The organism is Vulcanisaeta sp. JCM 16161 (genome assembly GCF_001316285.1).
Genome location: NZ_BBDO01000006.1, coordinates 149694 through 172485, shown reverse-complemented (window position 1 = coordinate 172485; position 22792 = coordinate 149694). Strand labels below are relative to the sequence as shown.

The following is a 22792-nucleotide window of genomic DNA, read 5'->3' as shown; positions in this document are numbered from 1 at the left end:
AGGCCTAATATTAATAGGCCTTGACCACGTCAGAGAAAGGATAGAGAAGGTAATCTATCATTAACTTTAACTAGTTAGTTTTAACTTATGGTGACGCGATACGCTTATAAGCCGCAATTATTACCTCATATGTAATGTGTAGGCTCGTTGTTGCACTTGGTAAATTTAATAATGCCAGGGAAGTATTGACTGATATTGGTAATAGTTTGGTAAAGGCGGCTTCCATGGATCCCTATGGTAAGGAATTCCTTAATGAGGAGAGACATAGCGATGGTTGGGGAGTCCTCCTTGTTAGAGTCAATAACGCATCAACTCTATACCATAGGAGTGTTAGGGCCATATTCATGGACGACGCAGCAAGTATTGTCAGGGGCTTCTTAGGCAGTGTTAATGATGGTGACTTAGTCCTAATGATGATGCACGCTAGGGCGGCAAGTATAGGCACGCCGATTAACGTATTCTCCACACACCCCGTTAAAGCCGTAACTAGGATGGTTTTGAGCTTTACATGATTCATAATGGCTCGTTTTATAGGGATGACATAGCGAAGGAGGTTGGTATTGATAGGAATTATGCGGCTAAGTTCAATGATACCTACATAGCCAATCTAGCCCTTTCTGGGCGAGTTAAGGATGACATCGCAAAGGACGATCTCAGTTGGCTGCTTAGGTTCGTGAGGACTGGCGCCAACTTGGGCATAGCGTTGGTTAGGGATGGCTCAATCACGCTTATTGTTGGTAGTTACTACAGGGTTGTTGATGACGATAAGAAAGTGTTTAGGGAGAGGTATTATAGGCTTTATCAATGTGAGTTACCTGGAGGTTTTATTTACGCTTCATCAACAGTGATTGACTTCTACAAGCCTAGCGCTGTCGGTAATTGCCGCGCATTGAGTAATGGTGAGTATCATAAGTACCACATATATGGTGATGGCTCGATTAAGCAGGTTGATTTATGGAACTTCTGAGTTATGGAATTTAAACGTAATTACTATACTTATGCTGCTCCTCGGGTCTAACGATCCACCTATCGACATACCTGGTCATGTTTTGTAGAACGACGATCCTGCTCGGTTCATCCTCATCCATATACCTGAAGTTACCGCCAAGCCTATTAATCTCCTCGAGCAACTTCATGGCCCACTCCCTAACCTCCTCATGCCTAAGCATGTCGCTCCTCTTCAGTCTGAAGGTGGAGTGCCCTAGGTGCATGTAGGACTTAACCTCAATGAAGTGTGGGTTACCAATGAGCATGAGCTTTGCGAATTCGGGTATGTATTTGAAGTCGTAGTTAAGGCTCCTTATCAGGGTTATCCTAATAACGGTCCTCGTATCCAACCTACTAAGTAACTCAAGGCTTCTTAACCACCTCTCCCATGCATCCTCCCTATACATTACAGGCACATTAATCCTATAGAACAACTCCTTATTTGGTGCGTTGCATGATAGGTATAACTGCGTTGGCAATGCACCCTCACGCTGAAGTCTCTCAAGCATCTCTGGGTGCTCGCCATTCGTGACTATAAACACCGACTTGGTATTCGGTAAGCCCTTGAGGTACTTAACGAGCTGTGGCAACTTTGGATATAGTGTTGGTTCCCCAGATAACGATATTGACCAGTGGGTTGGCACGAGGGCCTCCCTAGCCCTGTCCTTGGACTTTGGATTACCGAAGTAACCAGTCAAGAGCCTATACCTCTCCTTAAGTATTCCCTGGATTAATTCCTCGGGGTCATCAACTAAGTCCTCACTCGGTACAAAGGAGTCAAAGGACTCGGTAGGTCTCCAGCAGTAAACGCACCTATTACTACATATCATACCGACAGGGCTAAACTCGGCACACCTATGGGAACCGCCTGCCGGTGCTCCGTAGAACTTAAACTTGTAACAGCTTTGTCCCTTTACGAGTGCGCTCTTTGTCCAGTGACATAGCTCGACCGTTGAGTGATTGTAAATGCCGTAACCAGCTTTTATTAATTTAGTCTTTGTCTCATCAGTTATTCGTATCCTAATCCTACCATTAACCTCACCAATGGTATGATACCTCAATGACTCCTTAATCACTTGTTCAATCCTCTCCATTACTATCAAGCTGTAATTGTCTAAATTTAGAATTATAAACTTTTATCTAAAGCACCATTTAATTAAATAACGCCACCACCAATCCTCCTCCAAAGAGTGGAGTACCAGGTCGGTGTCCTCAAATCATTTACACTAACAGACCTGTCGGGTGTGTATGGTTTGATGTCCAGTATTGGCGTACCATTAAATAGGTCAAGCCCAGAAACCCTAAGAAACCTGCCATCCCTGCCAATGAGCTTAACAATACTAAGGCCGATTGGGTTCGGCCTATGCGGTGAATCTGTAGCGAATACACCAACCTCAGGCAACTCCTCAGGTCTAATACCAAACTTTACAAGCCTTCTAGGCCTAACCACGAGGACACTCCTCTGCTCCCTGGTGACTTTATTAAATAATGAAATTAGTATTAGATGTGAAAATCCATCAATATTCCTCAACCCATCGGCAAACTCCTCAAAAACCTCTATAATGCCATCAACACCCATGCTTGAATTCCTCACCTCATCATCACTAAGCCCATGCCTAACAACGCCTATTGGTCTCAGGAATAACCCACCATCACTCATCACGAAGTACCTGGACAACTCATTGTAGGCATTATTGTCCTTAAGCAATTCAATTACTAAGGCGCTTAGCAATCCATTCTCCTTAATTGCACTTATGATCTCCCTAATGTCCACAGAGCCAAAACCAATACGCGCCACTTTAAGCATTATTTTGCTATGCGGAGTTGAAATAGAGAGAAAAATTAAAAAGAGAAGGCAATTAAATGAGCATAATGTTCACAGAGAAAATTAAGAATGCAAAATATAGTAAAATGATACTAATAACCATGCTCATTGCATTAGCAATAAGTATATTAGTTTTGGCAGGTGTGATTTGTTACTATGAGGGCTTGTAACGGCCACGATACCCCAGGCACCATCAACATCCTATAGCGGTGCCAACTTCACATACACAACCCAACAGGCACTATACCACCAAATAGCTACGCAGGTGGTCACGCAAACCTCACGGCAACATCGAGGCTTCACCACCATCATACAACGCCTCTAGATAACCTTCTCAGGTCATAGGTACTTCCTACCCCCTACCAAACGCCATTACAGCCCTTACTTACGTGATAGCCTCGGCAATAATACCATTAATCTAGGGAAGCAGTAGGTAACCTCATACCCGTCGCTATTCACGTCCTCGCTCACAGTCATGCTAATAGTCACGGCCATGGCGAGCCATTTATTGATCTAAAGGGCATATTACCAACACCAGGTAATTACTACGTATCAATCCCTATACAACCAAGCCCTGTGATCCACTACGGCGATAATGCCGCAATAACGCTATACTTCATAAAGGCCCATGCCTAGGGGTATCCGTGGTACTGATACAACGCGTTAATAATTTATTCATTCACAATTAATAGGTATTTACGATGGTTAGTGGCTTCGGCTACTTTGAGAGATTTGATGATAGGACTGCCAGGATGTATAGATTCCTTGAGATACTCCTGCTATGGAGTTACAGGTTAACCGCAAACATGGTTAGGAGATACGTAAAGCCCCCAGCGAGAGTACTCGAGATTGGTCCGGCACAGGTAGGTTGGCCGGCTTATTGAGTAGTTATGGTTATTACGTTGTTGGTGTAGATGTGAGCCTACCAATGATTAGGCAGGCCAGGAGGTTTTGGAGACCCGACTTCGTTAATGCAGGGAGTTGGTTATTACCAACAATGCCGGGGAAGTTTGACGTTGCAGTAGCCATGTTCACACTTCATCACTGGGGCGACCATTCATCATCCATTAAGAACGTGTACGACTCACTAAGGCCTAATTCTGTATTCATAGTTGTTGAGGCTGACGCCGACAGGGTTAAAGTATTAGGGGACCATTCATGTAGTGAAAGATGCTTGGTTAATGTATTGGCTCCATATTTTAATGTTAGTTTCATTAGGTCATTCCCCCTAATAATAGCGATTGGTAAAACGTTAAAATAAATTAATTATGGCAGAAATCTAACAATAAATGAAATGAGTGGTATATATGTTAGTAAATTAAAGAGGAGAGCCTTGAACGCGCTTCACATTGCTGAGAATATTGATGATTTTGATCTAGCCATGTTCCTTATAGATCAGGCAATTCAACTCTACGTAAGGGCCGTTTATTTCGAGTTATTTGGTTCTAGGGTTAGGGGTCATGGCATTAGAGAATTGATTGGTATGCTGATTAAGGGGCTTGGGTCTCAGGGCTTCAATGAGTTGGCGCGTGAATTAATGGATTTTGTGAGTGAGAATAGGGACATACTGATAATGCTTAAGGAGGCATACACTGAGGATAGATATGGTGAAGTTAGTTATGATGTAAACGACGTATCTAATGCACTTAATGTGGCTAAGGAATTAATAAAAATGTTAGATAAGGTTGTTAGTAATGTCAAGTTGGGTTAGGTATCATTTCGAGCACTTAAGAAGGTGGAGAGAGTACGCGGTGGCGGTTATGAGGCTGCCAGGGACTTAATACCCAATGCCAGGGTTTTCGTTATTGGCGGCGTCGCCGAGGGCAGGACGACAGTCCTTAGCGACATAGACATATTGATAATCATACCAAGAGGCACCCACGTTAATAGGAGCAGGCTTTACAGGGATATCCTGGTTAGGGCCATGGACATTTATGGCCTACCCTGGGATGCGCCGGTGGAGTTGCACATTGTTTATGAAGATGAGAGTAAATACTACCTTGAATTATCAGGCAGGGTCATTGAAATTAAGGTTTAGGTGAAGCATCCATTCTTTAGATAATGCAATACATAACTTACTGATATTCCCTCAATTGCCGTAACCGATAGTACAATGAGTATGTTTATTAATGATGGTGGGTCTATAACGGTGGTAAATAGGGCTATGGCTGAGGCTAGGGCTAGTTGGGAAATTGCTAATGCCTTTAGTAATCCTTTATTCAACGTGCATTTAAGGCTCCCTCTTACTTCTACCTGTTTTGCCATCAATAATTTAATGTGTGCAATGATTTAAGTATTACTCATCCATCACTAAGGGGCGGTAAAAGGTAATAATCAGTGTTAAAAAGTGTTAATTAATTATATTTATCGCGCATGAAGCTTGTAATTAAGTTGCGTAGCTTCTCATCGTCACTAATGGGCATGCTACATGCTGTGTAAGCACATACATATGCCAGTGTGACCCTTCTCTTTCTATATTCATTAATCATTGCCCTTACCGACTCATCCATTATAAGATCATCAACACTATCATTAATGATGGGGATAACCAACTTACCTGGCCTAAACGTACTTAACGCTACATTTAATAGTCTCATGAACTCATTATCCTCATCACCAATAATGACGACTTTAGGCGGGTCCCTCAGGTACCAATCAAGGGCTATGAAGTAAGATGCAGCGCCAGGGCCATACCTCACAGCCAATGGGTATAAAGCCCTTATTCCGTTATCAACCCCTCTCCTAAACCTATTAATGCCTGTTACCCTATATAAATTCATTAATGCGATTAACGCCAACGAATTTGGGCTCCAGTTTGGTGTGTCCCCAATTGGCTTGATCCTTTGAGCCATCGGTATATCTGGCATGGTAGTATCGTAGAAACCACCATCAGGTGCCTCGAATTTATTAATAATGTCATACCCAAGTCTCACTGCGAATTCAAGATACCTTCTATTACCTGTATGGCTATACGCGGTGATTGCAGCAAGTAATGCGTATGAGTAATCCTCCAATAAACCGGGCATTGATAATACGTTACACCTAAATGCCTGCGTAACTCACCGTTTATGTACATCTTATTCATTATGAAATCCACAGCCCTTAATGAATAATTAATAGTGCTAATACCTAGATAATCGCCGGCCAAGGCATACGCTACGGCCATGGCTGATGACCAACCCGCGTATATGGTCGTATCCACGCGTGGGCTCTTTCTACTGCTTCTTGTATCAATCAATTTCTTAATAACCGAACCAAGCAATATCCTAGCTTGGTCAGCGTTAATGCCTAATTTATTAGCGACTTCCTCAATACTCAATGCCCTATGCAATACAGCCTTTTCACCACTTTGAAACTTAAATATCCCAAAGTACCAATAAGCAACATTGAATTCATCATTACTCAATAAACTTCTTAACTCATCAATACTCCACTTATAGTAGCCACCCTCATCCTTAAAATCCACATCAGCATCCTGACTGGCGTAATAACCGCCCTCTGCATTTGCCAACGTACTATTCACATAGTTAATAATGCCTAAGCTGATGCTTCGTAATTCATCATCGCCAGTGACCGTGTAGGTCTCAGCATAGTTCATTAGGAGCTCCGCATTATCAATAAGCAACTTCTCAAAATGCGGTATTAACCAAGCCCTATCCACGGAATACCTATGGAAACCCCCACCTAATTGATCATAAATACCACCCCTCCCCATCCTTATCAACGTATCATGTACAATGTTAATTACGGCATTACTCACGTAGAAACCTCTGTAAAGAAGAAGAGCATGATATGTAACCTGGGGAAACTTAGGAGCGGTACTGAAGCTCCATACTCATTGTCATACATATCGATTATTTTTGTCAAAACCTCATCAATAACTCCAACGTTGACATCCCCAATGACTGTGGAGACGTAAGAACTCATTATTGCATCATTAACCTGCTTAATCAATTCATTTAACTGATCCCTCTTACTCCTGTACGCATCAAGCACAGCCCTTAACACCCTAACCATGCCAGGTAAGCCCATGACATCCTAGGCGGGAAGTACGTACCTGCATAGATTGCCTCACCCTTAGGTGTGGCGAACACCGTCAACGGCCAACCACCCTGCCCAGCAATTAATAATGCTGCCTCTTGATACCTCCTATCAATGTCCGGTCTTTCATCCCTATCTATCTTAATTGGTATGAAGTAATCATTAATTAATTGAACAACCTCTGGATCCTTATACGTGGTTTCATCCATGACGTGGCACCAATGGCACCACCCAGCCCCAATGTCAATTAATAATGGCTTATCCTCATTAATAGCTTTTTTTAAATGCCTCATTACACCAACCCACCACTTCACAGGCTGTTCAGCGCCTCAAGTACGTAGGGAGATCGTGATTGGGTAAGGCATTGGATTCTTTCATCAATGCTCATTAACTCAGTATCTGCAGGTGTGTTAAAAAGAGCGCTTGCTAAGTTTAGTAGGTATTAACAGGGCATTGGTAGTTAGGGTTCTTTACCACGTTTAATTGGAGCACCATGACGTAGCCAGTCTAACCAAGAACCAAGGTAAACCCTAACTTTACTGAAGCCGAGAATCTCCGTTAATGCAAACCATACTAGGGCTGACCTACTGCCAGACCTACAGTAAAGTATTAGTCATCATCAGGTGAAAGCCCATACTTATTAATTATCTTTCTTATTTCATCACGGTCCTAAACCTATTAGTTCTGGGCTCGAGGAATAAGTTCCAGGGCATGTTAATGGCACCCGGTATGTGACCCCATATATCCACATCACCACCTATGTACTCACAGGGAGACCTAACATCAATAAGAATAGTATCAACACCAACTTTATGTTTGCTTATAAGTTCATAAACCTGCTCGAAATCGGCAAAGTAATCCTTAAGGTTAGCAGTGACGTTAAATAGGTCCATGACGTTAGGATTTCCCTTAGAAACATGACCGTTGCAGGTGCATAGTGGGCCCTTATGAATTAACCAACTTACTTTACCACCATTTAGTATTGATACGTGATTAAACCCAAGGGCTTTCAATACCATGTAGGCTATTGCGGCATGCCTATTATCAATCTCATCAAGAAGAACCACATGCCTATCCCTAGTAACGCCCATGACAGCAAGATCCGCGATTAACTCCGTGTATTTCCTTATAGTTCCTAAATCATCTAATAAATCGCCATAAAGTTTTAATAATATTGCTTAAGGATTGGTACTCCTACCTAAAGGAGCTTAAGTCTGTCTATGGCGATAAATTCAAAATATACGCATGCCCACTCGCTGCACAACTCTATAACATAAAGAAGGAGGATTTAGTCGATATAGTTGATGACATTAACTCCGCATATTCACGCATGACATCAATATTGGGAACTAGACCATCTATGACCAGTTTCGTGAACTTCCTAATACCCTCGCTCAAAATGCTCATCTCCATAATAATATCATAGCCAGTAATTGGTATACCCATGCTTAACTCAAACCCCCAAGCATCGAGGCATGTTCAATTGCCTTATCAAGACCCAACACCTGCATTATAGCCTTAAGGAGGGACTCCACGGTTACTGGGTTTGTCTTGCCAGGCATTATGCTTGAACCAGCAACCTCGCCCTGTGTGGGTATATTCACCTCATTAAGTCCGGTGAATGGACCGAGAACATGAGCCTAATATCCTGGCCAAGCCTATAGAGGTCCAAGGACAATACCCTAATTGCACTTGATAGCATTAGTAGGTCCGTTAGCAATTTCATCTGCATGAATGGGTTACCCTTCACGAAATCAAGTCCGGTTATTTCATTTATTTCTTCTATTTCTTCTATCTGAGTGCATTATATGAGAGTTATGAAAATTAAAAACTATGAATTAGTAATATATTCATAAATCTTAATGAATCATTAATTAGAGAAGGAATTAACATAAGCTTAAGCTTAAAGATTAAAAATCAATATTAAATTGATAATCCGATGTTAAATGCATTAAGCGGTATTATCCGTGACGTTAAGGATTTAGTGGATGAGGGAATAATCGTCTCAAGGAGGGTTAGGTGGTCTATGGTTAGATTTGCCAATAACGAGCCGACAATAGCTAATAACTGGGTCACGTATGAGACGGCCATATACATCGCCAAGTCGAGGAGGTACTTAACAGCATCATTATCCGTAATCGATGAGAATATAATTAGAAGCAAGGTTCAGGAAATGATTAAGGAGTTAAGTAATATTCCTGAGGATGAATTCTACACACCACTGACTCATGGAGGAAAGCCAAGCCAACTGGTTGGTAAGTATGATAGTAGGGTTGAAAGTGATGTCGATAAGCTTATTGATGGGCTAAACGAAGCAATCCAAGCATCGCTAAGTGAGGGCTCACAGAGAAACGCAGGTGCAATGACCTTCGGTGTTGAGGAACGTTACTATACCGATAGTACTGGGCTTGAGCTTGAGGATAAGGCCTCCTTCGTGACGCTCACGATTAGGGCATTTATTGATGATATAACCGCAACATCAGTATCAATATCCAATACCCTGGATGGATTTAAACCAAAAGATGCGGGTATTGAGGCGGGTCGCTTAGTGAGGATGGCTAAGGATTTACCTGAGGAAAGCGTGGGTAATGGTAGGTATAATGTAGTTCTTGGCCCGTTGGTATCAGCCACTTATACGGTTTAATGACTGCCATGTGGTTTAATGCATACTCAGTAATAACAGAGGTGTCAGGCGTTTCCAAGAATGACATTGGTAATACTATAGCTAGTGAAGAGTTATCAATAATGGATCTATCAAGTGACCCCAACGCCTTTGGTTCAGAGTCCTTTGATTATGAGGGTAACAAGACAATGAACATAGAAGTAATAAGGAGGGGCGTACTTACGCAATTACTGCATAATAATAGGACGGCCGCTAAATTTAATACTGTCAGCACAGGCCACGCGGTTGGTAATTGGTTGAGCCCAGGCCAAGGCATGTGGCAATAAGTACGGGGCGGTTACCCAATGATGTCGAGGCCATAGCTGCTGAGCTTGGTAATGGCATAGTAATCACTAATAATTGGTACACGAGGTTCCAAAACATTAAGGAGGGCGTATTCTCAACAGTCGTTAGGGACGTAGCCCTCCTTGTTAGGAATGGAAGGTTAAGTGCCAGGGTACGTGGGTTGAGGATTGCGGACTCTTTTAGAACATTGCTTAGGAATTTCGTTGACTCGAGTAGGGAGCTAGGCAGGTCTATTGGTGGGACTCGCCATTACCTGGTACGGCGCCATACGTATTAATTAAGGATTTAAACATATCAAAGGGTTAGCGTGGGGCCTTCAAAACTCTAACATTGGCTACCCTGAAGGTAGGCCCACCCAAGTATACAGGTACCCCCTGCTCTGGATTACCCTTGCCACAGGTCCCTGGTAAAACCTTAAGTCATTGGCCACCGCATCCACGTTACTCCACAGGGTCTTCGTATCGACCTCAATGAATGGTTCCTTAACCATGTACTTCAATTCCCCATTCTCGATATAGTAAGCCTCAAAGCCTCCATAACGCCCAAACCAGCGCTTGTCATCAATGTTCCACTCCGTGTATGAGGCGATGTATAATCCCCTCCTCGTCTCCCTAATTATCTCCTCCGGCTTCCAATTACCGGGTGCTAGGTATGTATTTGCCATCCTCGGTATTGGCTCCTTATCAAACTCACTGGCCCTGGCGGCGGCATTACTCGTTAATCCAATGTACGACGCATACTCCCTATTCATTAAGAACTCATTTATTATGCCATTCCTAACCAGAAACCTAGGCCTAGCCGTGACCCCCTCCTCATCGACTAAATAGAAGCCGTAGCTATTGGGTATTGTTGGGTCGTCAATTATCGTGACAAGGTCACTACCAATCCTGTAACTACCAAGGTAATCTGGCTTAGCGTATGACTCGCCGGCCTCGGCGCCCTCCCTACCCATGATTCTATCAAGCTCCAGTGGGTGGCCTATGCTCTCGTGAACCATTATACCGGCTAACTCAGGCTTAATACTACATCCATGACATCATCATGCGGAAGGGGCCTGGCTTTATTAAGCACATCCTTAATAACACTGACCTCCCTATCAACCTCATCCTCAACCCTACCCAAAGCTTCAAAGCCGCCCGAACCACCAAACTCAATATTCCTCTGGGCACTACCACCCTGTGGGTCATAGGCAATTAATGAACCAAATAGGTAGACCCTAGGTATCCTACTCCTTACGTAGCACCGTCGCTCGTGAGTAGGAGCTTCTCGGTAATGGTAAGGCTTAGGAATAGGTTCCTAACCCTAATCCTGGGTTCAACCCTAGCGTGAGAGTCAAGTTCATTTAAGTACTTAACTAGGTACTCATTGGTTAAGTCCTCAATCCTAACCCTTTGATTAACCTCATACGTAGTCCTGGCAAGTCTCTCCCCACTAATTGTTATCTTCCTCCTCCTGAGCCTAGCAACAGCCCTGGCCAAGGACACAGCCCTACCCACGGCATCCCTAACCGAACCCCAGTCAGTATTGCTCGTGGCCGCGAAGCCCCACATACCATCAACCAATACCCTAACTGAAACACCACCATAGGAGTAACTACTCAATGACTGAAGCACACCATTCCTAACATTAACAAGCCTAACAGTATCAACTTGATACCTAACCTCGGCATAGGAAGAACCACTGCCCATTGCAAGATCAAGAGCCTTAGTCATTACATCCTCAGGTAAGCTCATTAAGTAGACGCCAAATAACGGCTTTATAGACATTATGTTCTGTCAAACTTTGCATTGAAAATCAGTAAGGATGTCCTTCATCAGGTTTCAGGGTCTAGGGACTCATCATAAACATGGTCAATAAGCTTGTGCATGAATATATTGATTTCTTAATTAAATAAAGGCTGAGCATTCGTATTATTAGTATGAGTCAGACTTGCCGGGTGATCAGCATCGGGTCAGCTAACCCTCTCTCGTCACCATAAACATTCACCTCTCACGTACTTAAAGCCTTTGCTCCAAGGAAACCAAAATCAGCAGTGGTCTTTCACCTCACCAATCAGGTACTGGGCCCTCATCACGAAATAACCATAGAACCAGCCTTAATAAGTCACTCTTAACAACACAACCTATGTAATACCCAATGACTTATTAGTTCCACCAATTAACTCCTAAAATATGGGAAGCCTAGCCCTAACATCATTGATACCAATTCTAACCTCATAAAACCACCGACATGGGAAGAAAGTAGGCCTTAGTCATGTCCTCCATGCAGTATTTCTCCACCAGAAGAGAGGGTTAACCTGGCAATACGCGTTAACGGCATTAAAATAATAATAGATAGTCCGATTCCGATTATGTAAAATATTTTAAATAAGGGCACATAATGGTTAAATAATGTGATGACTTCAGCCTTGCCTGAACACCTGATGAACCCAGGCGTCACTGAGCATAAATAAGCAAGGTGATCAATAAAGCATGGCCACAGCACCTACGGTCCTTTAAGGTAATGCCATCTATGTAGTTTTCACATCCTTAGGCTCCAGCCTTTCTATACCCGTTTTATCGAAATCCCTATCAAAGGAGACGATTTTAAGACCCATCCTCTTGGCATAGTAATAATGGAGGCAGTCATCAAAATCCAGGTTAACCTTAGCAGCTAGTTCCGCGGCCACAATCTCCTCTTCTAAAGGCAAGTCAATAATTGCGAGATCTCTCCACGTCATAACCTCTGAAAGGAATCTAGCTACTAAATCAGGCTTACCTAAAATTGCGGATATACCGTGAATCGTAAAACGAGGCACATAGGCTTTAATGTGCCCCGCCTTAACCTTATTTAGAAATTCGCAACATTCTCTCCATCTACCTCTCCTATATAGAACCTCCAGGAATATGTTAGCGTCTATTAAACACGTCCGTCCTCCTCAAAAGCCTCTATCAGATCCTTCCCATCCCATTGAAAAATCAGATTGAAGGCCAATACTAACAATTGAATCCACAGTACCGGAAGGCTCACTATGCATTCCAAGCTCCCTAGCTATAAGCTCAGCCACAGCCCTCGAAAGAGCACCACTACTAGATCCATACCTCTCAGCAGCATACCTACGAAGCCTCTCAGCAAGATCCCTCGGCAACTCAACCTTAATAACCTCAACATACCTCCTCCTTCCCTCTTTGCTCACTATATCATCTAAGAACTTTAGTGCAAAAGAACTTAAAAACCTATCAAAACAAGAAGATCATAAGTAATGGTAGTGAATATCCTAAGGAGAGTTACTGAAGGTCCATAAGTTATAAGTGCAAATTTAGGTTCGGTTTTGTTTCCTAATTTTATTGATGATGTTATTGTGGTAGTGGTATTATTATGTTTCTGGAATTTGTATTAAGTATGACGTAGCCGTATGGAAGTTGCTCGGTGTTACAGCCCTCAATTATGTTTAATCAAGGATTCTGTAAACTGATTTCGTGCATCATGGCAATTCATCATTCGTCAGCGGTGTAAGAACTCAATACCACGAAGCACTACAATCAAGAATTTAAAAACGCAATGCATCATGATGCTAGTCATGGATTTCGTGAAACAGTTTGGGGCCTTCTGTTTCATGGGACACCAAATGAGTCCATGGGTCTCCGTGAAATAGTTGGGGCAAGAGACCATGCGAACTGCTGCACGGGAAGGGAGGCCCTTTCCGGGATTTGCACGGTCACGTCGTGACCTAACGATTCTATCGACACGACCTGACTACGGAAAAAGGATTTCTGGTGTTTGCTGTTTTTGCGTTCAATCTCTCCTAGATAGAAATTGAATAAAGATCCCTAAGACTTAACAATGTACTGAAATACTTGAAATATGAGGATGGGGGTTCATCCACTCCATGGTGGCGGCAAGTGTGGGCCGCCCACCATGGAAGTCCCCCCACTGCCTGTTCATTATTTAACTCATAATACGTGCTTAAAAAGCTATCTCTTATGGGTGGGGCATTGATATTAGTCTCATGGTCCTTCCATTAATTAGTAAGTTGAAGTTTTTATTATTAGTGGGGTTCGTGCATATTAATGTGTTTATTAATTTACATTGATGAGTCGGGGAAACCTAATGAGCTTAGGAGTGGCCCTTTTGTCATAGCCTCTGTGGCTGTTGATAAATTAGGTGCTGATAATGCGATAAATAGTGTGAGGGATTTCGTGGGTTCCGTTTCGCAGAGGCTTGGCATTAATATTAATGAGATTCACACGAGCGATTTAGTCGGTTACTCCAACGAGTGGAGGAGAAGGAGGGTTGACATATCTAGGAGGGTCCAGGTCTTCAATGATTTTGCTCAATTAATTCTGGCCTGAATGTACTGCTGAATATAGTTGTTGTGAGGGCCTTGGGAAACGTGGTTGTGAGGAGCCCAGATGGTGTGAGGAGGGTCGGGTGCGCGCATATTTTTCGTAGACATTCTATTGCTAATCAATATTCAATTCTGCAATAATTATAATATATTTATTTACTGTTATGATTATTTATAAACTACATACTAATAGATATAACATTATTATCTCTCGTACTCTCTGCCAATGATTAAGTATATCTCCTGCTCTTTGGCCTTACTTGTTAAGTATTGTGACATCTCACTTTGCTCAAATATTATAATTATCATTACTAAATCAATCATGAATTTCATAATATCATCATTGCTATTAAGTAATTCTTTAAAAATTAATTAATTGCCGGAGTTGTATATGGCTAATAATGTGTCAGTTTTTAGGGCAATAGAGGACCTTAAATGGTCGAGTGCGCACACCTGGTCATTCATAGCCTTCGCCCTCGGCCTCCTCTTTGAGGCGTACCTAGTCGGTATTGCACCGATAGCCACAGGCTGGTTTTCACTCCCGTCATACTTAACCGCACTGACCTTAATATGGCCGTTCCTATGGTTAATAGTTGGTTTAATATTCGTTGGACCTTTATCGGATAGATTCGGTAGGAAGAGACTCTTCATTTTGACAATGTCAATGTACGCGGTTGGTATTGCGTTGTTTATAATAACAACGCTGGTCATGCCGAATTACGTATCGCTACTCATCACCCTAGCCATAATGCTTGCGGCGGCTGGCGGCGAGATGAATGTAATATTAACTGACATGCATGAGGTAATGCCGAGAAGGCACAGGAGCAAGGCTGCCTTCTTCCTAGTGAACTTCATAAATGTTGGGCTTATGCTCGTGTCCTTCATAAGCCTAAATACACAGTTGATTGGGCCGTTTTATCAAAGGCTCGCCATTGGGATCATAGGCATTGTGATACTCATTGTGTTAGTGATTAGTAGGATGAAGATGCCGGAGTCCATTAGGTGGCTTGAGAGGAAGGGTAGGATTAATGATGCCATTAGGGAGGTTGAGAAGTACTATGGTGTCAAACTAGACCCAACAAGCCTACCTAGTGCCGAGGTTCAGGTTAAGTCAGTTATGCATCCACCGCTTTGGTTTAGGTTTATTGTTGCTGTAATGATGATGACGGCAAATGACGTAGGCTTCGGACTACTTTCATACGAGGTTGGGCCCATCTACTTTAGTAGTCAGACGGCCTTATAATACTTATAACGGCATTGGCCGAGTTCATCGGTGCTTATTCATTGCGCCCTTTGCGGATAGGATTAGTAGGAAGGTTGTTCTGCTATTCTCCACAAGTGGGGCAGCAGTCACGACGTACATAATAGTCGCTTTTATGAAGCCCATAGTTAGTAGCTTCACGTTATTCCTCATCACGGACTTCATACTCAACATATTCATTGGCATTCAGTACCTAGCATGGACACGTTCAAGGGTGAGTTATGGCCGACTGAACGCAGAGGTACGTTTGTTAGTCTCGTTAGGTTAATATCAATTGGTTCCTTAATACCCGAGACTATATGGGCGGTCTCGGCACCACTAAGTCAATTCCTAATACTTAACATGGGCGTCTGGACGATGGGGCTTGCGGCAGCCATTGCCTGGTTTATAGGGGGTATTGAGACCAGTAAGGGAACGAGTATCGTAATCACGTCAGGCGAGGTATAGTTTAATTTATCCGAGGTATATTAAGTAGAATTAAAATTAATTTTGATTTACATTCACGTAAATACTGCCATTATTATCCGTGCTGAATATTATCATGAACCCATTATTCTCTGATAAATCAAGGTGAGTACCATAACAGAATATTTGTGGTATTCCTACTGAGTATGCATTGCCGCCGACATTCACAGTTATTGGTCCATCGTTGTGCCATTCATTGTATAAATGGTTAGGGTTATCTCACCAGCGCTTTTTGGCGGTATTATTATTGAGGGTTCCAGGTTGCACTGTGTGGTCCCAATTATTGTTGTGCCGCCAATATTAATTGGTTATTGCCGTTATTGCTAATGCTTATTGTTACTACGATCATGTCATACGTCTTACTCATTGTTGCGTTGGTCTCCACATAGCTTGGATTAATTCCCTCATTAGTACTCCACCCACTCATTAGTGAGTATATCATTTGCCCTAGACTATTGATATTGAAGTGAAATGGTGCAAGTATTGCGATTGCTAAAGCGACCAAAGTGATTACTATGAATATGTGTGAAAGGTCCATATTGCCCCTATTTATTTTGTAATTCATTAAATGAAGAAACAAGCATCTCATATTTAAATTTTTCTTCAATTTTCTAAGAAGCCCAGGTTTCTTTCAATTATTCAATTATAATATTCAATTCTTAATTTAAAGAAAATAAAAATAAAAATGCATTATGAAGACCAATTTGTATGAGTTCCGTAATAAGGATACCGGTGGCATTCATAGACCCTGCAATAGGCGATTTAGGCGCTCCGCCGGAATCCCTGAGCTTTCTCGAAAATGAAAAGAACGTCTTCATCAACGCCCTTAAATCCTCATTTCCTGGGGTTGAATTCGTAAATTATGATATTAGAGATCCGATCGATGTCCAGGTCTTTTTGAATACTGAGGGTAATGCCGTGGGTTATGTCGTTGTCACACTTAATTCATTAATGGGCTTTATAGACCGATAATTAGAAGTGGTAAGCCGGTTGTCATTATTTCTGAGGCCTATGCAGGCGCCGGTGAGTATATGCTTGGAGTTAGTAAGGCGTTGAGCGAGGGTTACCCAGTCATTGGGATTTCCACGCGTAACCTGGCTAGCCAAGCCGTGATTACTAAGGTTAGGTATTTAGTGGCATTGGCTAGGCTGAGGATGAGTAAGGTATTGTTTGTTGTCTCGCCAAGCCTTAAGTCGCACCTATATTGGCAGTTTGGTCCTAATACCGACATGTATAGTGTATTCAGCTTATTCAATCAATAACGGGGATTACGCCAGTTGTGATGGATGCCAATGAGTTCAGGTCTAGGTTCTTTGATAAGGTGAGTGATGATGAGGCGAATGAATGGGCAGATAGGTGGGTCAAGAATGCGGAAGCGCTTTATGACGACTCAATGAGCGAGATTAAGAGCTCGGCCAAGCTCTACATAGCCATGAGAAATGCCGTGAGGGAGTTGGGTGCTAATGCAATAGCTGTGGACTGCATAGTATCTACAATACAGGTCTTTTGAGGGCGTGGCCATGCCTTGGCTACATGCAGCTTTGGTATGATGGGGTAATACCAATCTGTGAGGCGGACCCGTATGCCGCGGTGCCCATATTAATTGCTAAGTACTTATTTAATAGGAATGGCTTTGTGGTAAATGTCGGTGTTGATGAGGAGAGGGGCGAATTCATTTATCACCACTGTTATGCGCCAACGAACCCACATGGCAGTGATAGGCCTGAGGTACCTTACATAATAACAAAGGCGCACCTAGGGACTAAGCACGCATCAATACACGTTAAATTGCCCACAAACGAACCAGTGACCGTCATCGGATTTAATCCGGAGGAACGATTATTAACCATTCACGTATCCAAGTCAATAGGCAATGAGTATTCACCACAGGCATGTGCAACGAAGTTGATAGGCGGTGGTAATGTGACCAGTGTTGTTCGTAATTGGCGCTGGCGCGGAGGCTGGCATAGGGTTGTGATTTATGGCGACTTTAGGAGGGAGCTTGAGGAGTTCGCCAGGCTGCTTGGTCTTAGGGTTTTACATGAGGATTTACAATCGTAAGACCCTCCTAACCCATTCACTGGTTTCATGGATAATTGGTGGTTTCCAATAATCACCCGTCAATGCCTTAAATATGCCGATTATCCATACCAGGAATACGCCAAGCCCATAAAGCACCTTTAGTGCCAGTGGTATTATTATTGTGAAGGCGAATACTATTGATACGATCTCAACGAGTATCCATGCGATGACTACAACTATCGTGAGGCCTATGGACTCCACAGCCCAGTACCTGACATAATCATCCCTAGGCCTAATGAGTAACGCTATTATTGCCCCAATTATTAGGAGGGCCCACGCAATCGCAGCCCAAACCCTACTCTCGGAAGCACTCATTGAATTCCTTGACCTGTGACCTCACTTATAAATAATTACTCCGTAATACAACATGCACGGAAATAGTAAGTATTATTAAATTAAGCCATGATAATACACTGTGTCTAGAAGGGCGAGGAAGAAGGAGGAGAGTAAGGAGCAGGGTACGGCATCAATAACATCATTCCTCTACGGCGCTGAGGAGAAGCCAAAAGCCGAGCCAAAGCCAGTACCTAAGCCGGCAGAGGTTAGGGCTGAGACCAAAGCCGCAGAGAGGACAGCTCCTCAGCAATCATCGAGTATTGAGGACATGGTTCTGGGTCATATAATGAGTAGGGGGGTTATCACGAAGGATGAGTTAATGGCCTGGGGTAAATCCAAGGGTCTCAGGGTTGCCGATATATTGAGGGCCATCGAGAGCCTAAGCGGTAAGGGTAGAATTAGGAAGAGACTTAATGACAGAGGTAACCTGGTCTATGAGTATGTTAAGTAATACCTAGGTAAGACACCAGTATTGAGGTCCATAAATTAATGAGTTCCTTTATTAGGTTAGACGTAATACACGTGCTAGGCTTAGGAGGATTAACAATGAAGTAGTGATGGGTCCCCAAGGTAGATCACCCTGGTCTAGCCAGGGCGAGGCCTTGGGATGATCCAAGGAAAAATACCTAGCATTGACTATACGAACCTCCTGTATAGATTGCCATACCTACCAATGAAGCCCCTAATCCTTATCTCATAACCGCATCTAGGGCACTTATAATTGGCTAACTTAACATCAACAACCCTATCCTCAAACCTCTTAATCAACACCGCACCACACCTTGGACAATACGTGTGCTGACCTGGGTGACCAGGTACATTACCAACATAGACATAGTCAAGCTCCTTCCTAGCCCTCCTCCAAATATCCTCGATTAACTCAACAGGCGTTGGCGGATTACGTAATTTATGAGCAGGGTAATAAGCCGTTATGTGGAGTGGTACATCCCTGCCCAACCTAGCCACTGCATTAATTACCTCATCAGCCTCATCATCATTGACCCCAGGTATTACTAAGTACGTAACCTCCAGGTGAATGCCCAACTTAACGGCATACTCAAGAGTACTCATTAACTTATCAAAATCAGCAGCCAACCACTGCCTATATGTTTCACGACCGCCCTTAATATCCGAATTCATGCCATCCATGCCGGCATCAAATAAGGCCTTCAGGGCCTCAGGGGTTAGGTAACCATTCGTATTAATCGAGGCATGTAAGCCCCTTGCCCTTGCAAGCCTAAAAACGTCGATCGCATACTCAGTCAGCATTGTTGGCTCGTTAAAGCTTACGTTAATGCCTGAATCCCCATTTTCAATTGCCCATTCAATGAGCCTCTCAGGCGGTACGTAAACACCGTCTAAACTAGCGAACTTGCTCAGGTGCCAATTTTGGCACCATGCGCAGGGGAAGTCGCAACCCCACGTACTAATTGTCAGCGCTGATGTGCGTGGGTAGTAGTGGAATAGGGGCTTTATCTCCATTGGTCTTGATTCAGCCGCTGTTAATAATCCGTATGTGGCTGTGTAGAGTCTACCGTTTATGTTGAATCTCATGCCGCAGAGACCAACCTGCCCATTTGACAATGTGCAGTGCCTATGGCATAGGGTGCACTTGACCTTGTTATTCTCGAGTTTTATACTAAATGGGCTTTCCCTAACGTTGGGTAGTCTGAGTAATTCGCTTGATGGTTCATACATTCTCAATGGCCATGAGTAAATGGGCATCTCAGTAATACTCATGGTTCGGACCTTTATACACTTTTAACCTTAGTTAAGTCCTTACAGAAATAATGAGTACTGGTGTTGATGTTGAGGAGTTCAGTAGGTGGATCTTAATGGCTAAGAGGACGCTCGAGTCAGCAAGGGGTGATGAGGAGAGGGGAGATTATAATTGGTCGTGTTTCAAGGCGCATCAGGCATCGGAATTTGCCGTGAAGGCTATTCTCTACGGAGTTGGTAGGCCCACGAGGGGTCACTCTATTACTCATCTGCTCAGCGAATTGAGCAGGATGGTTCAGGTCCCCATTGATATTATGGATTTAGGTAAATTTCTTGATAAGTTCTATGTACCGACTAGGTACGTTGATGCCTGGAGTGAGGGTGTGCCCTACGAGTACTTTACGCTTAATGATGCGGAAATGGCTATTAAGGCTGCCGAGAGAATTATAACGTTTATTGAGGATCTATGGAGAGGATTATTAAGTGGCGTGAGGAGTTGAGGAGTAGGGCGTTGGAACTAGCTAGGCAGGTCGCTGATAAAGTTCATGGTACGGTATTCCTAGTCGGTTCCTACGCCAGGGGCGATTTTGCTGAGGATAGCGATATCGATATTGTTATCATAGGCAGCTTTAATGAGCCACCTCACAGGAGGCTCCTTGACCTCGATATTCCACCTAATGTTGAGGCTATCGCGTTCAACGTCGATGAGATAATGAGGATCGTTGACCGGTGCTACCCCCTCGCACTAGACCTGGCCATTGGCATTGTCCTTAGGGATGACCTGGACATCTCGGGAGAGTTAGTGGCTAGGGCAAGGAGGTGCGTGAAATGAGGTAATACTCATTGATTTATTCATTGATCACTGAGGCAAAGCTCTTTAGCTAGTTTCAGGTCTTTGCCTCAATGGCTAGGGTATTCCTAGGGCCTGCTGGGATTCCAATAGGTGCCAAGGAGAGGAAGAGGAGTGCTAGTACAATAGATGGTATTAGGTATGTTAAGGAAATCGGTCTAAACGCCATGGAGGTTGAGTTCGTACAGGGTGTAAGAATGACTAGGGATGCGGCTCAGGAGCTGGTGAGGTTGCCAGGGAATTGGGCATTAGGCTATCGGTTCATGCGCCGTACTTCATAAACCTGTGCAGCGAGGAGAAGGAGAAGGTTGAGGCGAGTATAGCGAGGCTTGAGGAGTCCCTGGATAGGGGTGAGGCTATGGGTGCCACGGTCGTCGTCTTTCACCCCGCATATTACGGTAAGCTTGGGCCGGAGGGATGCTACAATGCTGTTAAGGATGGTGTTCTCAGGGTTGTTGATTGGATGAGGGAGAATGACATTAAGAATGTGAAACTCGGCCTCGAGGTCATGGCTAGGAAGAGCCAGTTCGGCAATTTAGAGGAGACGTTTAGGCTAGTTAAGGAGATTAATCATCCGCAGGTGGTTGCAGTCATTGATTGGGGCCACGTGTTTGCGAGGAATGGCGGCTCAATTGATTATAGGGCTGTGCTGAATATGTGGCATGAGTACTTTGGCGACCAACCAATGCATACTCATTTCACGTGCGTTAAGTTCAAGAAGGGTGAGTGGGTCGATGAACACGAGCCCATAGACACGAATAACCCACCATTCGAGCCGCTGGCTAAGGAATTGTCCAATGAGGATATTGAGATAACGATAATAAACGAATCACCACTCCTGGAGAAGGATGCGCTTAAGATGAAAGAATTACTACTTAGGTATAATAACACGCTCGTTGGAATTCAATAAGGTAAGCGGTCCTTAAGGAGGAGACTAGGAAGGCAGGGGAGGGGTTGGCTAAGTTGCTTGATGAGGCAGGATAAATACTTAGTAAGGTGCCGGATGAGGAGATAATGAGGGCTGTTAGGATGAGTCGTGATGAGAGACGAGTTACTTATTTGATGTCTCATTCATCATGGACATAATTAAACATATGAAACGGAAATTCTCGAAATACTTGGTAGGGGAAATAGCAATTAAAGCCGGTAAGGATTTTATGGATTAGATTATGGATTTGCGACCCACCTAAAACCGTACTTCTCGTATAATTGTTTAACGTAATCACTGCGTAATAGCTCAAAGACCTTAACAGCCTCATTACCTGCCACGGCATTAATGCGAAGGAAAGCCTACTAACCCTATTCCTACTGGGCACTGTGTATTTAAAGCCCCAGTAAATTGCCTCCGTCCTCCACACCACACCGGCATCAATTAAGCCATTACGAAGCAATTCAGGTATCTCCCTATGGTGTATCCTCGTTAAGTACACGAAGCCCCTACCAACTAATTCGGAATAGTCACCACAGTACTCACTATATAACTCCCTAAATAATGCACCAATACCCTCCGTGATGGGGTTTGGAATTGCAACCCTCCTATTCCTCAAATCGCACCAGTCATTTACGGGCTCGCCAACGTAGACTATCGCTAGGTCGTTCTCGGCATACTCAAATTTATCTCTTACGTTCAATTCACTAAGCATGTTAGATGGCAACGACACGATGTCAGGTCTAACATCGATCACTAAATCACCAATAATTAGTGGCTCACCCAGTGCTCTCCTCAGTACGAGACCTGGTGGTATGGTCTCAACATATACGGTAAACCCTCTCACTTTAAAAACGTCATTAATTCATCAATTACGAACCATTGATTACCGGCAAGGCTCATCTTAACACCACTTAATGATCCCCTCACGTCACTGATAATATTGAAGCCAGGTAATGTTATGTTGGCTCCGCTCATTAATCATTGTCAGTCGAGGAAGCCC

General features: G+C 43.4%; 33 protein-coding genes and 5 pseudogenes. 21 read left to right on the top strand and 17 right to left on the bottom strand.

Annotated elements, in window-relative coordinates:
• Nucleotides 1-134 precede the first annotated feature (134 nt).
• Nucleotides 135-512 carry a hypothetical protein gene (locus JCM16161_RS17590; RefSeq protein ID WP_243671166.1) on the top strand — a complete coding sequence of 126 codons (378 nt, stop codon included), beginning with the start codon at nucleotides 135-137 and terminating at the stop codon, nucleotides 510-512.
• A complete protein-coding gene (locus tag JCM16161_RS17585; RefSeq protein WP_243671164.1) occupies nucleotides 509-967 on the top strand; it encodes a hypothetical protein in 459 nt (152 codons plus the stop codon). Before JCM16161_RS17590 ends, JCM16161_RS17585 begins: the two co-directional genes overlap by 4 nt.
• 10 nt (nucleotides 968-977) lie before the next feature.
• Here the strand turns inward: JCM16161_RS17585 and twy1 are convergent, their stop codons facing one another.
• A complete protein-coding gene (gene twy1, locus JCM16161_RS09265; RefSeq protein WP_054855706.1) occupies nucleotides 978-2081 on the bottom strand; it encodes a 4-demethylwyosine synthase TYW1 in 1104 nt (367 codons plus the stop codon).
• Between the two features lie 62 nt (nucleotides 2082-2143).
• Nucleotides 2144-2647 carry a tRNA (N6-threonylcarbamoyladenosine(37)-N6)-methyltransferase TrmO gene (gene tsaA, locus JCM16161_RS09260; RefSeq protein WP_054855705.1) on the bottom strand — a complete coding sequence of 168 codons (504 nt, stop codon included), beginning with the start codon at nucleotides 2645-2647 and terminating at the stop codon, nucleotides 2144-2146.
• An 866-nt stretch (nucleotides 2648-3513) separates the two neighbouring features.
• Between tsaA and JCM16161_RS17580 the strand changes: the two genes are divergently transcribed.
• Genes JCM16161_RS17580 through JCM16161_RS09245 form a run of 4 tightly spaced genes read left to right on the top strand, consistent with a single transcriptional unit; the run spans nucleotide 3514 to nucleotide 4850 of the window.
• Complete coding sequence (locus tag JCM16161_RS17580) at nucleotides 3514-3696, top strand: hypothetical protein (RefSeq protein WP_243671162.1); 183 nt, start codon at nucleotides 3514-3516, stop codon at nucleotides 3694-3696.
• On the top strand, nucleotides 3693-4073 hold the full coding sequence (locus JCM16161_RS09255; protein ID WP_243671160.1) for a class I SAM-dependent methyltransferase: 381 nt from the start codon (nucleotides 3693-3695) through the stop codon (nucleotides 4071-4073). Before JCM16161_RS17580 ends, JCM16161_RS09255 begins: the two co-directional genes overlap by 4 nt.
• 33 nt (nucleotides 4074-4106) lie before the next feature.
• Complete coding sequence (locus JCM16161_RS09250; protein WP_054855661.1) at nucleotides 4107-4523, top strand: HEPN domain-containing protein; 417 nt, start codon at nucleotides 4107-4109, stop codon at nucleotides 4521-4523.
• Nucleotides 4524-4547: 24 nt separating this feature from the next.
• Nucleotides 4548-4850, top strand: coding sequence for a nucleotidyltransferase domain-containing protein (locus tag JCM16161_RS09245; protein WP_243671158.1), 303 nt, complete (start codon nucleotides 4548-4550; stop codon nucleotides 4848-4850).
• Here the strand turns inward: JCM16161_RS09245 and JCM16161_RS09240 are convergent.
• The 6 genes and pseudogenes from JCM16161_RS09240 to JCM16161_RS09230 all read right to left on the bottom strand — a co-directional run bounded on the left by JCM16161_RS09240 (nucleotide 4847) and on the right by JCM16161_RS09230 (nucleotide 7944).
• Nucleotides 4847-5077 (bottom strand): hypothetical protein, encoded by a 231-nt coding sequence (locus tag JCM16161_RS09240; protein ID WP_243671156.1) that lies wholly within the window; start codon nucleotides 5075-5077, stop codon nucleotides 4847-4849. The genes JCM16161_RS09245 and JCM16161_RS09240 overlap by 4 nt on opposite strands.
• Before the next feature lie 89 nt (nucleotides 5078-5166).
• On the bottom strand, nucleotides 5167-5838 hold the full coding sequence (locus tag JCM16161_RS17575; protein WP_243671154.1) for a hypothetical protein: 672 nt from the start codon (nucleotides 5836-5838) through the stop codon (nucleotides 5167-5169).
• Nucleotides 5742-6572, bottom strand: coding sequence for a hypothetical protein (locus JCM16161_RS17570; protein ID WP_243671152.1), 831 nt, complete (start codon nucleotides 6570-6572; stop codon nucleotides 5742-5744). The genes JCM16161_RS17575 and JCM16161_RS17570 overlap by 97 nt, the downstream gene beginning before the upstream one ends.
• Complete coding sequence (locus JCM16161_RS17565; RefSeq protein WP_243671150.1) at nucleotides 6569-6829, bottom strand: hypothetical protein; 261 nt, start codon at nucleotides 6827-6829, stop codon at nucleotides 6569-6571. Before JCM16161_RS17565 ends, JCM16161_RS17570 begins: the two co-directional genes overlap by 4 nt.
• Nucleotides 6814-7167, bottom strand: a complete 354-nt coding sequence (locus tag JCM16161_RS17560; RefSeq protein ID WP_243671148.1) for a thioredoxin domain-containing protein — start codon at nucleotides 7165-7167, stop codon at nucleotides 6814-6816. The genes JCM16161_RS17565 and JCM16161_RS17560 overlap by 16 nt, the downstream gene beginning before the upstream one ends.
• A gap of 146 nt (nucleotides 7168-7313) precedes the next feature.
• Nucleotides 7314-7944, bottom strand: a pseudogene (locus JCM16161_RS09230) (hypothetical protein).
• 89 nt (nucleotides 7945-8033) lie between these two features.
• Here JCM16161_RS09230 and JCM16161_RS09225 point away from each other — a divergent pair.
• Nucleotides 8034-8165 (top strand): annotated as a pseudogene (locus JCM16161_RS09225) (peroxiredoxin); the annotation flags it as partial.
• A 136-nt stretch (nucleotides 8166-8301) separates the two neighbouring features.
• Here the strand turns inward: JCM16161_RS09225 and JCM16161_RS17555 are convergent.
• A pseudogene (locus JCM16161_RS17555) lies at nucleotides 8302-8579 on the bottom strand (lyase family protein).
• A 213-nt stretch (nucleotides 8580-8792) separates the two neighbouring features.
• Between JCM16161_RS17555 and JCM16161_RS17550 the strand changes: the two are divergent.
• The 3 genes from JCM16161_RS17550 to JCM16161_RS17540 are packed head-to-tail and all read left to right on the top strand — an operon-like array spanning nucleotide 8793 to nucleotide 10098.
• Nucleotides 8793-9497: a hypothetical protein gene (locus JCM16161_RS17550; protein WP_243671146.1), complete on the top strand. Its 705-nt coding sequence runs from the start codon at nucleotides 8793-8795 to the stop codon at nucleotides 9495-9497.
• An 8-nt stretch (nucleotides 9498-9505) separates the two neighbouring features.
• Entirely contained in the window at nucleotides 9506-9802 is a 297-nt protein-coding gene (locus tag JCM16161_RS17545; RefSeq protein WP_243671144.1) for a metallopeptidase TldD-related protein, read from the top strand.
• Nucleotides 9769-10098 (top strand): metallopeptidase TldD-related protein, encoded by a 330-nt coding sequence (locus JCM16161_RS17540; protein ID WP_243671142.1) that lies wholly within the window; start codon nucleotides 9769-9771, stop codon nucleotides 10096-10098. Before JCM16161_RS17545 ends, JCM16161_RS17540 begins: the two co-directional genes overlap by 34 nt.
• Before the next feature lie 25 nt (nucleotides 10099-10123).
• Here the strand turns inward: JCM16161_RS17540 and JCM16161_RS09215 are convergent.
• The 3 genes and pseudogenes from JCM16161_RS09215 to JCM16161_RS09205 all read right to left on the bottom strand — a co-directional run bounded on the left by JCM16161_RS09215 (nucleotide 10124) and on the right by JCM16161_RS09205 (nucleotide 12996).
• Nucleotides 10124-11554 (bottom strand): annotated as a pseudogene (locus tag JCM16161_RS09215) (TldD/PmbA family protein).
• Between the two features lie 776 nt (nucleotides 11555-12330).
• Nucleotides 12331-12702, bottom strand: a complete 372-nt coding sequence (locus JCM16161_RS09210; protein ID WP_243671278.1) for a PIN domain-containing protein — start codon at nucleotides 12700-12702, stop codon at nucleotides 12331-12333.
• 36 nt (nucleotides 12703-12738) lie between these two features.
• Nucleotides 12739-12996 carry a hypothetical protein gene (locus tag JCM16161_RS09205; protein ID WP_243671140.1) on the bottom strand — a complete coding sequence of 86 codons (258 nt, stop codon included), beginning with the start codon at nucleotides 12994-12996 and terminating at the stop codon, nucleotides 12739-12741.
• Nucleotides 12997-13870: 874 nt separating this feature from the next.
• On the opposite strand from JCM16161_RS09205, the gene JCM16161_RS09200 reads away from it, so the two are divergent.
• Complete coding sequence (locus JCM16161_RS09200; RefSeq protein ID WP_054855657.1) at nucleotides 13871-14152, top strand: hypothetical protein; 282 nt, start codon at nucleotides 13871-13873, stop codon at nucleotides 14150-14152.
• Nucleotides 14153-14539: 387 nt separating this feature from the next.
• The gene (locus JCM16161_RS09195; protein WP_054855656.1) at nucleotides 14540-15391 is read left to right on the top strand and encodes an MFS transporter; all 852 of its coding nucleotides are present in this window, start codon (nucleotides 14540-14542) and stop codon (nucleotides 15389-15391) included.
• Between the two features lie 24 nt (nucleotides 15392-15415).
• Here JCM16161_RS09195 and JCM16161_RS09190 read toward each other — a convergent pair whose 3' ends face one another.
• Complete coding sequence (locus JCM16161_RS09190; RefSeq protein ID WP_243671138.1) at nucleotides 15416-15583, bottom strand: hypothetical protein; 168 nt, start codon at nucleotides 15581-15583, stop codon at nucleotides 15416-15418.
• Nucleotides 15584-15607: 24 nt separating this feature from the next.
• Between JCM16161_RS09190 and JCM16161_RS09185 the strand changes: the two genes are divergently transcribed.
• On the top strand, nucleotides 15608-15856 hold the full coding sequence (locus JCM16161_RS09185) for a hypothetical protein (RefSeq protein ID WP_054855654.1): 249 nt from the start codon (nucleotides 15608-15610) through the stop codon (nucleotides 15854-15856).
• A 298-nt stretch (nucleotides 15857-16154) separates the two neighbouring features.
• On the opposite strand, the gene JCM16161_RS09180 is transcribed toward JCM16161_RS09185, so the two are convergent.
• Nucleotides 16155-16412, bottom strand: coding sequence for a hypothetical protein (locus JCM16161_RS09180; protein WP_243671136.1), 258 nt, complete (start codon nucleotides 16410-16412; stop codon nucleotides 16155-16157).
• Between the two features lie 170 nt (nucleotides 16413-16582).
• Between JCM16161_RS09180 and JCM16161_RS17535 the strand changes: the two genes are divergently transcribed.
• From JCM16161_RS17535 to JCM16161_RS17520, 4 genes are read left to right on the top strand one after another with little or no spacing between them, the layout of a single operon-like run.
• Entirely contained in the window at nucleotides 16583-16846 is a 264-nt protein-coding gene (locus tag JCM16161_RS17535; RefSeq protein WP_243671134.1) for a hypothetical protein, read from the top strand.
• A 59-nt stretch (nucleotides 16847-16905) separates the two neighbouring features.
• On the top strand, nucleotides 16906-17136 hold the full coding sequence (locus JCM16161_RS17530; protein ID WP_243671132.1) for a hypothetical protein: 231 nt from the start codon (nucleotides 16906-16908) through the stop codon (nucleotides 17134-17136).
• Between the two features lie 17 nt (nucleotides 17137-17153).
• Nucleotides 17154-17384 (top strand): hypothetical protein, encoded by a 231-nt coding sequence (locus tag JCM16161_RS17525; protein ID WP_243671130.1) that lies wholly within the window; start codon nucleotides 17154-17156, stop codon nucleotides 17382-17384.
• 23 nt (nucleotides 17385-17407) lie between these two features.
• Nucleotides 17408-17935, top strand: coding sequence for a hypothetical protein (locus tag JCM16161_RS17520; protein ID WP_243671128.1), 528 nt, complete (start codon nucleotides 17408-17410; stop codon nucleotides 17933-17935).
• Here JCM16161_RS17520 and JCM16161_RS09170 read toward each other — a convergent pair.
• On the bottom strand, nucleotides 17924-18271 hold the full coding sequence (locus JCM16161_RS09170; protein ID WP_054855652.1) for a hypothetical protein: 348 nt from the start codon (nucleotides 18269-18271) through the stop codon (nucleotides 17924-17926). The genes JCM16161_RS17520 and JCM16161_RS09170 overlap by 12 nt on opposite strands.
• 100 nt (nucleotides 18272-18371) lie before the next feature.
• On the opposite strand from JCM16161_RS09170, the gene JCM16161_RS09165 reads away from it, so the two are divergent.
• Nucleotides 18372-18743 (top strand): hypothetical protein, encoded by a 372-nt coding sequence (locus JCM16161_RS09165; RefSeq protein ID WP_054855651.1) that lies wholly within the window; start codon nucleotides 18372-18374, stop codon nucleotides 18741-18743.
• Between the two features lie 185 nt (nucleotides 18744-18928).
• Here JCM16161_RS09165 and amrS read toward each other — a convergent pair whose 3' ends face one another.
• Complete coding sequence (amrS, locus tag JCM16161_RS09160) at nucleotides 18929-20032, bottom strand: AmmeMemoRadiSam system radical SAM enzyme (protein WP_243671126.1); 1104 nt, start codon at nucleotides 20030-20032, stop codon at nucleotides 18929-18931.
• A 50-nt stretch (nucleotides 20033-20082) separates the two neighbouring features.
• On the opposite strand from amrS, the gene JCM16161_RS09155 reads away from it, so the two are divergent.
• The 3 genes and pseudogenes from JCM16161_RS09155 to JCM16161_RS09145 all read left to right on the top strand — a co-directional run bounded on the left by JCM16161_RS09155 (nucleotide 20083) and on the right by JCM16161_RS09145 (nucleotide 21771).
• Nucleotides 20083-20511: a HEPN domain-containing protein gene (locus JCM16161_RS09155; protein WP_054855650.1), complete on the top strand. Its 429-nt coding sequence runs from the start codon at nucleotides 20083-20085 to the stop codon at nucleotides 20509-20511.
• Nucleotides 20478-20843: a nucleotidyltransferase domain-containing protein gene (locus JCM16161_RS09150; RefSeq protein ID WP_054855649.1), complete on the top strand. Its 366-nt coding sequence runs from the start codon at nucleotides 20478-20480 to the stop codon at nucleotides 20841-20843. The genes JCM16161_RS09155 and JCM16161_RS09150 overlap by 34 nt, the downstream gene beginning before the upstream one ends.
• 71 nt (nucleotides 20844-20914) lie before the next feature.
• Nucleotides 20915-21771 (top strand): annotated as a pseudogene (locus JCM16161_RS09145) (TIM barrel protein).
• 157 nt (nucleotides 21772-21928) lie between these two features.
• Here JCM16161_RS09145 and JCM16161_RS09140 read toward each other — a convergent pair.
• Nucleotides 21929-22636 carry a substrate-binding domain-containing protein gene (locus tag JCM16161_RS09140; protein ID WP_243671124.1) on the bottom strand — a complete coding sequence of 236 codons (708 nt, stop codon included), beginning with the start codon at nucleotides 22634-22636 and terminating at the stop codon, nucleotides 21929-21931.
• Between the last annotated feature and the right edge of the window lie 156 nt (nucleotides 22637-22792).